Origin of the sequence: Bosea sp. 685, assembly GCF_031884435.1 — a bacterium.
Classification (GTDB): Bacteria; Pseudomonadota; Alphaproteobacteria; order Rhizobiales; family Beijerinckiaceae; genus Allobosea.
This window is the reverse complement of record NZ_CP134779.1, coordinates 6280703-6294150: the sequence shown is the minus strand read 5'-3', so window position 1 is coordinate 6294150 and position 13448 is coordinate 6280703. Positions and strand designations below refer to the sequence as shown.

Genomic DNA, 13448 nt, shown 5'->3' with positions numbered 1-13448 from the left:
GACAGCCCGTTGCATCCGCGTGATCCGCTCAGGCCTCGGCCGATTCTTCGGCGGCGTCCGCCTCGGTCTCTTCGGCAGGGGCCTCGATCCAGCCGGCCTTGACGCGCGCCGCCATGATCATGGCTTCGGCATCCTGGCGGGACAGATCATAGCCGTCGAGATAGCCGGCATGGCGGGTGCTTTCGCCATCCTTGCGCTCGGTCCAGCCAACCAGATCATCAGTGGCGCAGCCGGCGAGGTCCTCGACGTTCTTCACGTCGTTCTCGCCGAGCGCAACCATCATGGAGGTGGTGATGCCCTCGACCTCGCGCAAGTCGTCCGCGACACCGAGCGCAAGGCGCTTCTCGTCGAACTCGGCTTCGATCGTGGCGAGATACTCTTGCGCGCGCGCCTGGATCTCGGCGGCGGTGTCCTCGTCGAAGCCTTCGATCGCGGCGAGCTCGGAGGGCTCGACATAGGCGACCTCCTCGACCGTGCGGAAGCCTTCCGAAGCCAGGAGCTGGCCGACCGTCTCATCGACGTTCAGCGCGTTCATGAAGATTTCGGTGCGCTGCAGGAACTCCTTCTGGCGGCGCTCCGACTCCTCGGCCTCGGTCAGGATGTCGATGTCCCAGCCGGTGAGCTGCGAGGCGAGGCGGACGTTCTGGCCGCGACGGCCGATGGCGAGCGAGAGCTGCTCGTCGGGCACCACGACCTCGATCTTGTCGGCCTCCTCGTCGAGCACGACCTTGGCGACTTCCGCCGGCTGCAGGGCGTTAACGACGAAGGTCGCGATATCGGGCGACCACGGGATGATGTCGATCTTCTCGCCCTGGAGCTCGCCGACGACGGCCTGGACGCGCGAGCCGCGCATGCCCACGCAGGCGCCGACCGGGTCGATCGAGGAATCGCGGCTGATCACGGCGATCTTGGCGCGGGAACCGGGGTCGCGAGCGACCGCCTTCACCTCGACGATGCCGTCATAGATCTCCGGCACTTCCTGGCCGAAGAGCTTGGCCATGAACTGCGGATGGGTGCGCGACAGGAAGATCTGCGGGCCACGCGGCTCGCGGCGCACGTCGTAGACATAGGCGCGGGCACGGTCGCCGACCTTGAAGGTCTCGCGCGGGATCATCTCGTCGCGGCGGATGATCGCCTCGCCACGGCCGAGATCGACGAAGACATTGCCGTATTCGACGCGCTTGACCGCGCCGTTGACGATCTCGCCGATGCGATCCTTATATTCGTCGTACTGACGGTCGCGCTCGGCCTCGCGCACCTTCTGCACGATGACCTGCTTGGCCGACTGCGCAGCGATGCGGCCGAAATCGAAGGGCGGCAGCGGATCGGCGATGACGTCGCCGACCTGGGCCGCCGGATTATGGCGCTTGGCCTCGTCGACGGTGATTTCGGTCGCACCATTCTCGACGAGGTCGACGACCTGGAGATGGCGGGCCAGCCGGAGCTCACCGGTCTTGGTGTTGATCTCGGCATGAACGTCGGTCTCGGCGCCGTAGCGCGAGCGCGCGGCCTTGGCGATCGCGTCCTGCATCGCATCCACGACGATCTGCCGGTCGATCGATTTCTCGCGGGCGACCGCGTCGGCGATCTGCAGCAGTTCGAGCCTGTTGGCGCTGACGACCATGGCGCTCACTCCTCTTCCGTTGTGTCCTGCGGAGCCTGTCCGGGCTTTTTGCCCGGGCGCGGACCCAGCGATTTTCCCATGCCCTTCTTCGGGCTGGCGATCTCTTCGGCCGGGGGCATCTCGGGCGGCAGGCCCGATTTGCCGCGGCGCAGCGATTCCGTCACGAGCGCGTCGGTCAGCACGAGGCGGGCCTCGGCGATCAGCGACATCGGAATGGCGACGTCGCGCTCCTCTTCCGATTTCGCATCGTCGCGAGCGAGCAGGGCATTGCCGCCATCGACGCCGCGCAAGATGCCGCGGAAGCGCTTGCGGCCGGCGACGACAGCTTCGGTATCGATCTTGGCGAGATGGCCGGCCCAGCGCTCGAAGTCGCTCGCTCGCACCAGCGGTCGGTCGATGCCCGGCGAAGACACCTCGAGATGATAGGCGACCTGCACGGGATCATCGACATCGAGCGCCGGCGAGACGGCCTGGCTGACGGCCTCGCAGCCCTCGACATTCATGGTGCCGTCGGGCTTTTCGGCCATGATCTGGACCGTACAGCCGTTCTGGCCGGTGACGCGCACGCGCACCAGCCTGTAGCCGAGATCGACGATCGCCGGTTCGACAATGGCCGCCACGCGCGCCGCCACGCCGCTTTCGACGACGAGGCGTGCCTCCTGCTCGGTGTTTGCTGTGGTCTCGTTCATACCTTGGCCGCCTGCATGGAGCTGAATGTCATCCGGCTCCAAACCAACTCACTGGACCATGACGTCGCCTGAAAACCGGTTTCCGCTCTATCGCCAATGCGGGTCTTCGGTGCGGCATCATGCTCTGGCTCCGGCAGGGCTTCGGCCAATAAAAAAGAGCGGGCCGGCAGGCCCGCTCTTGATCATCGGCTGATACCGAAACCAGAGCTGTTAGACGCTATTTAGTCCGGCTCGCCAACGCATGCAAGGTCTGGATCGATTGCGGGTCTGGATCGATCGATCCGGGGAGCCATGCTTTCTCCGTTCGCGCTAACCGGCTGGTCATTCTTCTTCCCGATAGTGCGGCCGCAGACGTTGCGTGAGGATGCTGCATGAGTTCGGTGAGTGCGCTGTTGCGCGATCTTGAAGCGACGATGACGCGTGGGTCGAATGACGACCGCACTCAGATTCTGGCCCGCCTGACCGACCTCTTCCTCAGCACCGCCGCTGGTATGGAAGAGGATCAGGTCAGCATTTTCGACGTGGTGATCGGCCGGCTTTCGCGCGCCATCGAGGTCCGGGCCCGGATCGAATTGTCGGAGCGGCTCGCTCCCATTCCCAATGCGCCGAGCGGCGTCGTGCGCCAGCTCGCGCTCGACGAGATCGCCGTCGCCCGGCCGGTGCTGATCGCCTCAAAACGTCTCACCGACCAGGATCTGGTCGCTGTCTCGGCGGCCAAGGGCCGCGATCACATGCTCGCCATCACCGAGCGACCCGATCTCGGCGAGCCGGTCACGGATTTCCTGATCCTGCGCGGTGGCCGCGTCGTCACCCATGCGGTGGCGGCAAACCAGACCGCGCGCTTCTCGCGCCATGGCATGGGCGTGCTGGTGATGCGGGCCGTCCAGGACGATGCGCTCCAGGCGACTTTGGGCTCGCGTCGCGACATTCCGGCCGAATTGCTTGGTCAGCTCTTGGTGGCCGCCAAGAATTCGGCGCGGCGTCGCCTCACGGCGACGCTGGAGCCCTCGCTTGCCGGCGCGGTCGACATGGCCGTCGAGCGTGGCGCCCAGGCGATCGTCGCCGAGGCGCAGACACATGACGGGTACGGCAAGATCAACGCGGCCCTGATCGAGATCAACCGGCTCCACGAAGCCGGTCAGCTCGACGAGGCCAAGCTGGTCGAATTCGCTGCTGCGGGCAGTTTGGAGCATGCGATGTGCGCGGTCGCGGCGCTGGCGCAGCTTGGCCTGCCAGCGACCGAGCAGATCATCCTGGGTACGGACCGTGACGCCGTGCTCCTGGTCGGCCGGGCTCTCGGCTGGTCCTGGGAGACCACGCGCGCGCTGATCGGCCTGCGCAAGGATCTCGGCAAATCAGAGGTCGCGATCGAGCGCGCCCGTCAGAGCTTCCGCACCTTGAACACGACGACCGCCCAGCGCGTGCTCGGCTTCCTCAGGATGCGTGACGCACAGCCGTGAGGTAGCTCGGCACGCGGCCCGCCGCGACGGCCTTCGCCTCGTAGCGCGTGCGGATCCAACCGGGATAAGGCTTGCGCCAATCATCGGCGCGCTCATCCGTCCAGTCGAAATCGGGCGAGCGGGCGAGCCGCGCCAGCGTCCAGCCGACATAATCATCGATGTCGCTGGCGAAGCGGAAGCGCCCGCCCGGGCGCAGACAACGGGCGAACAGGCCAAGGGTGCGTTCGGAGACGAAACGCCGCTTGCGCTGGCGGCGCTTCGGCCAGGGATCGGGATAGAGCAGGTCGATTGCATCGAGCGAGCCTTCCGGCAGGCGCGGCAGCATTAGCGCAGCGTCGCCGTCCCAGAGCCGGATATTTGTCAGCCCTTCCCGCTCGATGACGGCGAGGAACTTCGCCATCCCGTTGATGAAGGGCTCGACGCCGATGAAGCCGATCTGCGGGCTCTCGCGCATGCGCGACAGCAGATGCTCGCCGCCGCCGAAGCCGATCTCGAGCCGAACCGCTGTCACCGGTTGCGGGAACAGCGCTGCCAGATCGGTGATCTCGCCATCGGGCAGGCGCAGGCGCGGCAGCACGCCCTCGATCATCGCGTTCTGGCCTTCGCGCAGGGCCTTGCCCTTGCGACGGCCGAAGAAGGCGCGGTCAGGATCGAAATCGTCGGTCATCATCATGTCTTTGGTATTGAACTATTTTTTAAAGGAAACACGCCGTCATCCCGAACAAGCAGCGAGCCGCGCAGATCCGGGATCCATCACAGCGCATGGACGGCGCGCTATGATGGATCCCGGGCTCCGCGGAGTTTATCCTTGGGCGATCGAAGATCGGACCCGAGGGCTTCGGCCAGGATGACGGCGTGTTTCCACGGCCTGTCGGTCTGCTCTAGCTGATTTTGGGCAAAGAAAAAGGCCGGGATTTGAGCCCCGGCCTTTCGCATGTGGTCGGAAGCTATCCGCTCAGGCGACGGCCTTCTTCAGCGCATCGACCAGATCGGTCTTCTCCCAGGAGAAGCTGCCGTCGCGGCCGGCCTTGCGGCCGAAATGGCCGTAAGCGGCGGACTTGGCATAGATCGGCTTGTTCAACGCAAGATGCGTGCGGATGCCGCGCGGGGTCAGGTCCATGACCTCGCCCAGAACAGCCTCAAGCTTCGCCTCGTCGACCTTGCCGGTGCCGTGCAGGTCGACATAGATCGAGAGCGGCTTGGCGACGCCGATGGCGTAGGAGAGCTGGATCGTGCAGCGATCTGCGAGCTTGGCGGCGACGACGTTCTTGGCCAGATAGCGCGCGGCATAGGCCGCCGAACGGTCGACCTTGGTCGGGTCCTTGCCCGAGAAGGCGCCGCCGCCATGGGGGGCAGCACCGCCATAGGTGTCGACGATGATCTTGCGGCCGGTCAGGCCGGCGTCGCCGTCGGGGCCGCCGATGACGAACTTGCCGGTCGGGTTGACGTGCCAGACGGTCTCCTTGGTGATCCAGCCTTCGGGCAGCGTCTCGCGGATATAGGGCTCGACGATCTTGCGGACGTCGGCCGAGGTCAGGCTCTCGTCGATATGCTGGGTCGAGAGCACGATCTGGGTGACGCCGACCGGCTTGCCGTTCTCGTACTTGACCGTGACCTGGCTCTTGGCGTCGGGACCGAGCTTGGCGGCGGAGCCTTCCTTGGCGTGGCGGGCCTTGGCCAGCACCTCGAGGATCTTGTGGGCGTAGTAGATCGGCGCAGGCATCAGCTCGGGCGTCTCGCGGCAGGCATAGCCGAACATGATGCCCTGGTCGCCCGCGCCTTCATCCTTGTTGCCGCTGGCGTCAACGCCCTGAGCGATGTCGGCCGACTGGGCGTGCAGCAGCACGTCGATCTTGCACTTCTTCCAGTGGAAGCCGTCCTGCTCGTAGCCGATCGCCTTGATCGCCTTGCGCGCGGCCGACTTGACCTTGCTCTTCATCGCCTTCTCGTCGAGCGAGGTGCGGACCTCGCCGGCGATGACGACGCGGTTGGTGGTCGCCAGGGTCTCGCAGGCGACGCGCACCTGGGCCGAGTCCATGCCGGCTTTCGCCGCTTCCTTGAAGAACAGGTCGACGACCTCGTCGGAAATCCGGTCGCAGATCTTGTCGGGGTGGCCTTCACCGACGGATTCGCTGGTGAACAGGTAGTTCTGGCGTGACACGGTCAGATAACCCTTCGGATGGGGGCTGGCGAGTGACCGGCGTGACGACACGATCGGCCGACGAAAACGGGCACCCTCTTTGCAGCGGGCGCGTTCGCCGTCAAGCCGGAAATCCGTTTTTCGGGAGCCTTGTTCGTCAGGACGAACAAAAAGAGAGCGAGATCACGCGATTCCGCTGTCTTCTTCCGCCAGTGCCTCGACGAGATCGACGATGCGCCGCCGCACCCGCCCGCTCTTGATGCGTACGAAGGCCTTGGTCAGCTGCACGCCCTCGCTGGTCGCCATGAAGTCGGAGACATAGGCCGTCGAGGCGGCGTCGGAGAAGCCGCCCGCCGGCATGTCGCCGGTCGGGGCTCCGTCGAAGAAGAAGGAGACCGGCACGTCCAGCATCTTGGCGATCTGCTGCAAGCGGCTGGCGCTGATGCGGTTTGAGCCTTTTTCGTATTTCTGGACCTGCTGGAAGGTCAGTCCGAGACCCTCGCCGAGCCTCTCCTGGCTGACTCCAGCGAGCATTCGGCGCATCCGGACACGGCTTCCGACATGGCGGTCGATCGGGTTGGGCACTTTTTTTATCATGAATCGACCACCCTCGGGTCAGTTTTCTTGGAAATCTATCATCCGGCAGGCATGAATTTATTTTAGCAATTTATATGCTTCCAGCGGGAACGGCCATCCCTTTCGCGGGAAAAAGTTCCAGATGGGATGATCAGCCCGGTCGAACCCGCGCAAGCAGCAAGAACAGTGCAATGAGGCCCACTAAAGCGGCATCTCCGAATTGCGCATAGAGCGTAACGGGAGCCGTTTGCGGCAAGTTTGCATCGAGAACACCCTGTGTGCCTAGGGGCAAGCTGGCTGTGATGCGGCCATAACCATCGATCACCGCCGAGATTCCGGTATTGGCGACGCGGACCAGCGGCAATCCTTCCTCGATGGCGCGCATCCTTGCCTGGGCCAGGTGCTGGTAAGGTCCGCTGGTCTGGCCGAACCAGCCGTCATTGGTCAGGTTGAGCATCAGGCCGGGGCGCGGGCCCTGCGACGGCATGACCTCGCCGGGGAAGATCGCCTCGTAGCAGAGCAGCGGCGCGACTGCGGGCAGGCCGCGGATCGAGAGCGGGATGTGCCGCTTGCCTGCCGCGAAGCCGCCCGGAATCGAGACGAATTCCGACAGCCCGACGCCGCGGATCAACCGTTCCAGGATCGGCGGCAGATACTCGCCGAAGGGCACGAGATGGACCTTGTCGTAGCTCGAGACGATCACGCCCTCGTCGTCCACGACCTGCACCGAATTGAAGATCGGCGGCCGGCTTTCGCCGGGCAGCGCCTCGCCGGCCCGCGCCGCACCGGTGATCAGGGTCGTGTTCGGCGGCAAGGCCGCGGCAATGCGCGCGAGCGCCTGGGGCGAGCGGCCGAGCAGGAAGGGAAAAGCCGATTCCGGCCAGATCAGATGCGTGACGTCCTGTACGCCGAGCGTCGAGGGGCTCGTCGCCCGGTCGCTCAGCGTGAGATATTCGTTCAGGATCGCCTCGCCGTTACGGGCACTGAACTTGGCGTCCTGCGCCAGGTTCGGCTGCATCAATCGCAGCTTCACGCCGGCGACCAGGGGCGCCGCCGCATTCGGGATGTGCCAGGCGCCGAAGCCGATGAGAGCCGCGAGTGTCAAGATGGCGAGGATCGGCGCGCGCCAGCGCCTCGCGCCGGCCTCGGCCGTGCCGAGCGTCGCGGGCGCCGCGCCGATCGCGACCGCCAGCAGCGTCAATCCATAGAGCCCGCCGAGCGCGGCGAATTGCGCGATGAAGCCCTGGCCGGCCAGCATCATACCGTAGACGTTCCAGGGAAAGCCGGTCAGGACATGGCCGCGCAGCCATTCGCTGATGGTCAGCGCCACGGCGAGCATGAGGATGCGCCCCGCTCCCGCCGGCCAGAGCAACCGGGCGCAGCCGAAGGCCAGCGCCGGGAACAGGGCCAGAAAGGCCGGCAGCGCGACGACGCCCAGCGGCATCGCCCAGGCGAATTTGTCGGCCTCGACCAGGAAGGCCGCGCCCAGCCACCAGAGACCGGCCAGGAAGAAGCCGAAGCCCCACCACCAGCCCGCCGCGAAGGCCGCCCTGAAGCGGCTCGACGCTGTGGCACCGACCGCTCCGTCGATCAGCCAGACGGCGACGGTCATGGGCACGACGATCAGCGGCCAGAGATCGAGCGGCGGCAGGGCGAGCGCGCCGCTGGCGCCCGCCGCGAGCGCGATCAGGCGCTTGCGCCATCCCCAGGAGAGGATGATCCCGTCGGCCAGCGCGGAGAGCCGCATCAGCCGGCTTCCGCCTGCGGCGCCGTATCGGGGGCCGCCGTGCTGCGTCGGAGAATGCTGAGTCGCTTGATTCGGCGCGGATCGGCCTCGATGATCTCGAAGGACAGGCCTTCGGGCCCCTCGATCGTCTCGCCCTGCGCCGGTACGCGGCCGGCCAGCGTCACGATCAGCCCGCCCAGCGTGTCGATCTCCTCGGCAACTTCCGTGTCCGAGAGATCGATGCCGGTCGCATCCTTGAGTTCGTGCAATGTCGCGCGCGCATCGGCGGTGAAGCGGTCCTCGCCCGTGGCTGTGATCGCGGGAGCCTCGTCGAGATCGTGCTCGTCCTCGATGTCGCCGACGACGATCTCGACGAGATCCTCCATCGAGACCAGCCCGTCCGTCCCACCATACTCGTCGATCACGAGAGCGATATGCGTCCGTGTCGCCTGCATCTTCACGAGCAGGTCGACCGCAGGCATCGAGGGCGGGACATAGAGCACGGGGCGCAGGATCTTCGCACTCGCCAGCGTGGTCGAGAGGTCGACAGCGGCGAGATTGTGCAGCGCCGGCTCCGACAGGCCAGGGCTTGGCTCGGCCTTGCCCTGTTCGGCGATGAATTCCAGGAAGTCGCGGATATGGACCATGCCGCGCGGGTCATCGAGCGAATCGTCGAAGACCGGCAGTCGCGAATGGCCCGCCGTCCGAAACAGCGCCAGCAATTCGTCCAGCGTCGCATCGGCTGGAACGGCGATGATATCGGCGCGCGGCACCATCACGTCGCCGACGCGGCGCTCGCGCAGGCTGAGCACATTGGAGAGCATCACGCGCTCCTGCGCGCTCAGATCGGCCGACTGGCCGCTGTCGCGGTCCTGCGCCAGTGCTTCGGTGATATCCTCGCGGATCGTCGCGCCGCTGCGCATGCCGAGCCGTTCGAGGAACTGGCCGAGCCAATGGGAGAGGCCACGACCGGTGGCGTCTGTCTGGGTAGATCGACTGTCGTCGCTCATGATGCTGTGGAGAGAACCGGGGTTGGGGCGAGCGGCTCTGAGTCCGCATAGGGGTCGGCGATGCCGAGCCGGGCGAGTGCTGCGATCTCGAGCGCTTCCATCCGTTCGGCCTGCGCTGGTGTTTCGTGATCCTCGCCGAGCAGGTGCAGCAGGCCGTGTATCACAAGATGGCTGACATGGTCGCCGAAATCCTTGCCCTCGTCCTGCGCCTCGCGGGCAATCGTCTCATAGGCCAGGACGATGTCGCCGAGAACCGGGCTGCTGGCGATCCGCTCGGGTGGCGCGGCTGGAAATGAGAGGACGTTGGTCGGCTTGTCGAAGCCGCGCCAGTCGCGGTTGACCACGCGGATGCGCTTGTCATCGGTCATCAGCAGGCTGAGCTCGGCGCCTTCGAGCGGCGTGACAGGCGCAACAGTGAGCGCGGCCTGCGTCGCATCCGCCACGCGCTGGCGCAGATCGGCAAGCTCGCGCCAGCGTTTCGCCTGGATCCTCAGCGCCAGGGTCAACTCCGGCGCGGGCCTGTCAGCACGCGGCGCCGAGCGCCGCATGCGAGGTCGGTCGTTCATCGCGGCCGCTCCCGCGACAAGGTGCGCTTCAGGCCCTCGGTATCGTCTTCGATCGGGGGCTGGGGCTCGGGTGCGCGCAGCCGCTCCTCACGTTCCTCGCGCTCGCGCCGGGCCGCGCCCTCATAGGCCATGACGATGCGGCGCACGAGATCGTGACGGACGACGTCGCCCTCCTCGAACTTGGCGTAGCCGACGCCCTCGACGCCTGAGAGCAGCTTGACGGCCTCGATCAGGCCCGAGCGCTGGCCCGGCGGCAGGTCGATCTGGGTCGGGTCGCCGGTGATGATCATGCGCGAGCCCTCGCCGAGGCGGGTCAGGAACATCTTCATCTGGACCGAGGTCGCGTTCTGGGCCTCATCGAGCAGCACGACGGCGTTGGTCAGCGTGCGTCCGCGCATGAAGGCGAGCGGCGCGATCTCGATCATGCCGGTCTGCAGGGCGCGCTCGACATGGCGGGCCTCCATGAAGTCGTTCAGCGCGTCGTAGATCGGCCGCAGGTAAGGGTCGACCTTCTCGCGCATGTCGCCGGGCAGGAAGCCGAGCCGCTCGCCGGCCTCGACAGCCGGGCGCGACAGCACCATGCGCTCGACCACGCCCTGCTCGATCAGCGAGACGGCATGGCCGACGGCGAGCCAGGTCTTGCCGGTGCCGGCCGGGCCTTCGGCAAGCACGAGTTCATGGCGCTTGAGTTGGCGCAGATAGGCGTCCTGCGCCGCGTTGCGGGCGCGCACCGGGCCGCGCTTGCGCGTCACGATCGCGTCAAAAGAGGCCTTGCCGGCGTCGGCGGCCGGGAAGAAGGAGCGCTGTACATTGCTCTCCTCGATCGCGCCATCGACCTCGCCGAGGGTGACGGAAGCGCCGGCCTTGGCCCGCGTATAGAGCGTCTTCAGCACGCGCCCGGCCTGTTCGGCGGTCTCGCGCGGTCCCCTGATGGTGACATGGTTGCCGTTGGGGCTGATCACGACACCGAGACGGCGCTCCAGATGCGCGAGATTCTGGTCGTAGTCGCCGAAGACAAGGCTCGCCAGCCGATTGTCGTCGAAGGAGAGCAGGACCTCGGTGGCGGGCAGTCCGTCGCGCGTCAGGGTCTCGACGCGTGCCGGCGTCGTCTCGCGCCGTGGGCCTCGTTCCGGTCTCGGGGTCACCTGGTCAGCCTGTGCCAATAGCGTCGTCTCCCTGGCGGGTGGGCCGGCCGGACAGGAGCGTGAGGCCGGATCGTCTTGCAATGCGGAGTCTTGCAACGCGTCGTCCTGCAACATAACCGAACGCAACAATCTCAGTCTGATGACAGGCGTTGCCCTGCCCCAGGAAAATCGGGTCGAACCGGGTCGCGTTCAAGCCGCCAGTTCCTTTCTCGGAACCTCGTCCGGCCCGGCCTTGCGGCCAAACAGCGAGTTGGACCCTGCCCGCTCGATCACCACCTGAACCCGGTCGCCGATCTGATTCGACTCAGTCTCGATCTGCACAGCCTGAAGGTAGGGGGTTTTTCCCGCAAGCTGTCCGGGATGGCGGCCCACACGTTCCAGCAGCACCTCGACGGTGCGCCCCACCATGGCATGGTTGAAAGCCTGGCGGTGGCGCTCGATGCGCTCCTGCAGGCGCAGCAGGCGTTCGCTCATCACCTCGGGCGCGACCTGCTCGCCGAGATCGGCGGCGGGCGTGCCGGGGCGCGGCGAATATTTGAAGGAATAGCTCGAGGCGAAGCCGATCTCGTCGACGAGGCGCAGCGTGTCCTCGAAATCGCTGTCGCTCTCGCCGGGAAAGCCGACGATGAAGTCCGAGGACAAGGCGATATCGGGTCGCGCCGTCCGGATACGCTCGATCAGGCGGCGGTACTCGTCGGCGGTATGCTTGCGGTTCATCGCCGCCAGGATCCGGTCGGAGCCCGCCTGCACCGGCAGATGCAGGAAGGGCATCAGCTGCGGCAGGTCGCGATGGGCGGCGATCAGGTCGTCGGCCATGTCGCGCGGATGGCTCGTGGTGTAGCGGATGCGACCGATGCCAGGCACCTCGGCGACGCGCTGCATCAAGCGCGCCAGGCCCCAGACGGCGCCGCCATGACCTTCGCCATGACCCGGGCCTTCGCCGTGATAGGCGTTGACGTTCTGGCCGATCAGCGTGACGTCCTGCACGCCCGAGGCCGCCAATCGCTCGATCTCGGTCATGATCTGCGCGACCGGCCGCGAGAATTCCGCGCCGCGCGTATAGGGCACGACGCAGAAGGCGCAGAACTTGTCGCAGCCTTCCTGCACCGTGACGAAGGCCGAGATACCGCGCTGGCGGATGGCCTGGGGCGTGGGCGGCGGCAAATGCCCGAACTTGTCGTCGATCGGCAGGTCGGTATCGACGGTGCGCCGGCTCGCGGCCTCCGCCAGCAGGGCGGGCAGGCGGTGATAGGCCTGCGGGCCGACGACGAGATCGACCGCGGGCTGCCGGCGCTGGATCTCCGCGCCTTCTGCCTGGGCGACGCAGCCGGCCACGACGATCTTCGTGTGCTGTCCGTTGGCTTTCTGCGCGACCTTCAGATCGCGCAGCTTGCCGAGCTCGGTATAGACCTTCTGCACGGCGCGGTCGCGGATATGGCAGGTGTTGAGCAGGATCAGGTCCGCGCCTTCGGGCGTCGCGGTCTCCTCATAGCCTTGTTCGCTCAGGATATCGGCCATGCGCTGCCCGTCATAGACGTTCATCTGGCAGCCGAAGGACTTGATGTGGACTTTCTTCATCGCGGCGGGTCGGGTCTCCAAACCGTCTCCTTACTCCTGATTGCGTCGCGAGGAAATGACCATGCTCCGCGAGGCGCTGATCGGCAAAGCAACAACCGAGCCAGATGCCGTGCAGCCACGCCGCTCAGGCGCCCTGCCGCCCGGTGACAGCCTCCCGCCGCGCCTGGCGGATCGCGGCCTCGGCCAGTCGAGTCGCTTCCTTGCGCGAGGTCCGGGCACCCATCGCGATCGGCGCACCCCAGACGAGTTCGACATCGATCGTACCCGCATCGAGCACGGTCTTGAGATGCGGCGCCAAGTCCTCGTCGCCATACCAGGCGAGCGCGGTGCGCTCGGCCCGGCCGCCGGCCAGGCCGTGGAAGCCGGTATAGGTGATGGTCAGCGGATAGACCGGGATGTCGCGGCCCTCGTTTTTGCCGAGCGCCTCATGCGCTGCTCCCAGCAGGGAGGAGCGCATGGGCAGGATGCGCGTGCCGTCGCCCGTCGTCCCCTCCGCGAAGAGCACGATCGATTCGCCGGCCGCGAGCCGCGCGCCCATTTCCGCCGCCACATCGGCGGTGGCGCCGCGGCGCATCCGATCGATGAAGACGGTGCGCTGCAGCCTTGCCAGGAAGCCGATCACCGGCCAGCCCGCGACCTCGCTCTTGGCCACGAAGGACAAGGGCCGCAAAGCCCCGATCACCGCGATGTCGAGCCAGGAGACATGGCTGGCGACGATCAGCCCCGCGGCCCCTGGCGGCGGTGGTGTGCCCCTGACGCGGCGATGCACGCCGAGGCAGCGGCAGGTGAGGCGATGGAACAGGCGGGGAATCGTGGCGCCATGGCGGGGTCCGAGCCGCATCGCGACGAGCTGCGCTGGCAGGAGCAGGAGCGCGCATACGGCCAGTGCGGCGAGCCTCAGGGTCGCGCCGGGGCGAAGTCCGTTCATGCGCGG

The 13448-nt window shown here is 66.6% G+C and carries 12 protein-coding genes; 1 reads left to right on the top strand and 11 read right to left on the bottom strand.

The genetic code is table 11. The features are described from left to right. Window positions 1–28: 28 nt before the first annotated feature. Together nusA and rimP are read right to left on the bottom strand one after the other, a co-directional pair. A complete protein-coding gene (gene nusA / locus RMR04_RS30605; protein WP_311912257.1) occupies window positions 29–1624 on the bottom strand; it encodes a transcription termination factor NusA in 1596 nt (531 codons plus the stop codon). Between the two features lie 5 nt (window positions 1625–1629). Next, a complete protein-coding gene (gene rimP / locus RMR04_RS30600) occupies window positions 1630–2313 on the bottom strand; it encodes a ribosome maturation factor RimP (RefSeq protein ID WP_311912256.1) in 684 nt (227 codons plus the stop codon). A gap of 371 nt (window positions 2314–2684) precedes the next feature. Here rimP and RMR04_RS30595 point away from each other — a divergent pair, with 371 nt between their 5' ends. Next, window positions 2685–3773, top strand: a complete 1089-nt coding sequence (locus RMR04_RS30595) for a DUF2336 domain-containing protein (RefSeq protein ID WP_311912255.1) — start codon at window positions 2685–2687, stop codon at window positions 3771–3773. On the opposite strand, the gene trmB is transcribed toward RMR04_RS30595, so the two are convergent. The 9 genes from trmB to RMR04_RS30550 form a co-directional block, all read right to left on the bottom strand. Beyond that, a complete protein-coding gene (gene trmB, locus RMR04_RS30590) occupies window positions 3748–4440 on the bottom strand; it encodes a tRNA (guanine(46)-N(7))-methyltransferase TrmB (RefSeq protein ID WP_311912254.1) in 693 nt (230 codons plus the stop codon). The genes RMR04_RS30595 and trmB overlap by 26 nt on opposite strands. 288 nt (window positions 4441–4728) lie before the next feature. Further along, window positions 4729–5934, bottom strand: coding sequence for a methionine adenosyltransferase (gene metK / locus RMR04_RS30585; RefSeq protein ID WP_311912253.1), 1206 nt, complete (start codon window positions 5932–5934; stop codon window positions 4729–4731). Window positions 5935–6096: 162 nt separating this feature from the next. Beyond that, entirely contained in the window at window positions 6097–6510 is a 414-nt protein-coding gene (locus RMR04_RS30580; protein WP_092172562.1) for a helix-turn-helix domain-containing protein, read from the bottom strand. Window positions 6511–6640: 130 nt separating this feature from the next. Continuing rightward, window positions 6641–8236, bottom strand: coding sequence for an apolipoprotein N-acyltransferase (lnt, locus tag RMR04_RS30575; protein WP_311912252.1), 1596 nt, complete (start codon window positions 8234–8236; stop codon window positions 6641–6643). Further along, window positions 8236–9225 carry a hemolysin family protein gene (locus tag RMR04_RS30570; protein WP_410492174.1) on the bottom strand — a complete coding sequence of 330 codons (990 nt, stop codon included), beginning with the start codon at window positions 9223–9225 and terminating at the stop codon, window positions 8236–8238. Before RMR04_RS30570 ends, lnt begins: the two co-directional genes overlap by 1 nt. Continuing rightward, window positions 9222–9791 carry an rRNA maturation RNase YbeY gene (gene ybeY / locus RMR04_RS30565; RefSeq protein ID WP_311912251.1) on the bottom strand — a complete coding sequence of 190 codons (570 nt, stop codon included), beginning with the start codon at window positions 9789–9791 and terminating at the stop codon, window positions 9222–9224. Before ybeY ends, RMR04_RS30570 begins: the two co-directional genes overlap by 4 nt. Beyond that, the gene (locus RMR04_RS30560; RefSeq protein ID WP_311915994.1) at window positions 9788–10876 is read right to left on the bottom strand and encodes a PhoH family protein; all 1089 of its coding nucleotides are present in this window, start codon (window positions 10874–10876) and stop codon (window positions 9788–9790) included. Before RMR04_RS30560 ends, ybeY begins: the two co-directional genes overlap by 4 nt. Window positions 10877–11125: 249 nt before the next feature. Next, entirely contained in the window at window positions 11126–12514 is a 1389-nt protein-coding gene (gene miaB / locus RMR04_RS30555) for a tRNA (N6-isopentenyl adenosine(37)-C2)-methylthiotransferase MiaB (protein ID WP_311912250.1), read from the bottom strand. Window positions 12515–12638: 124 nt separating this feature from the next. Next, entirely contained in the window at window positions 12639–13442 is an 804-nt protein-coding gene (locus tag RMR04_RS30550) for a lysophospholipid acyltransferase family protein (protein ID WP_311912249.1), read from the bottom strand. Window positions 13443–13448: the final 6 nt, after the last annotated feature.

Bases quoted from the DNA above. Each gene is read 5' to 3' on its own strand.
- nusA (WP_311912257.1), bottom strand. From the start codon at position 1,624: ATGGTCGTCAGCGCCAACAGGCTCGAACTGCTGCAGATCGCCGACGCG.
- rimP (WP_311912256.1), bottom strand. From the start codon at position 2,313: ATGAACGAGACCACAGCAAACACCGAGCAGGAGGCACGCCTCGTCGTC.
- RMR04_RS30595 (WP_311912255.1), top strand. From the start codon at position 2,685: ATGAGTTCGGTGAGTGCGCTGTTGCGCGATCTTGAAGCGACGATGACG.
- trmB (WP_311912254.1), bottom strand. From the start codon at position 4,440: ATGACCGACGATTTCGATCCTGACCGCGCCTTCTTCGGCCGTCGCAAG.
- RMR04_RS30580 (WP_092172562.1), bottom strand. From the start codon at position 6,510: ATGATAAAAAAAGTGCCCAACCCGATCGACCGCCATGTCGGAAGCCGT.
- lnt (WP_311912252.1), bottom strand. From the start codon at position 8,236: ATGCGGCTCTCCGCGCTGGCCGACGGGATCATCCTCTCCTGGGGATGG.
- RMR04_RS30570 (WP_410492174.1), bottom strand. From the start codon at position 9,225: ATGAGCGACGACAGTCGATCTACCCAGACAGACGCCACCGGTCGTGGC.
- ybeY (WP_311912251.1), bottom strand. From the start codon at position 9,791: ATGAACGACCGACCTCGCATGCGGCGCTCGGCGCCGCGTGCTGACAGG.
- miaB (WP_311912250.1), bottom strand. From the start codon at position 12,514: ATGAAGAAAGTCCACATCAAGTCCTTCGGCTGCCAGATGAACGTCTAT.
- RMR04_RS30550 (WP_311912249.1), bottom strand. From the start codon at position 13,442: ATGAACGGACTTCGCCCCGGCGCGACCCTGAGGCTCGCCGCACTGGCC.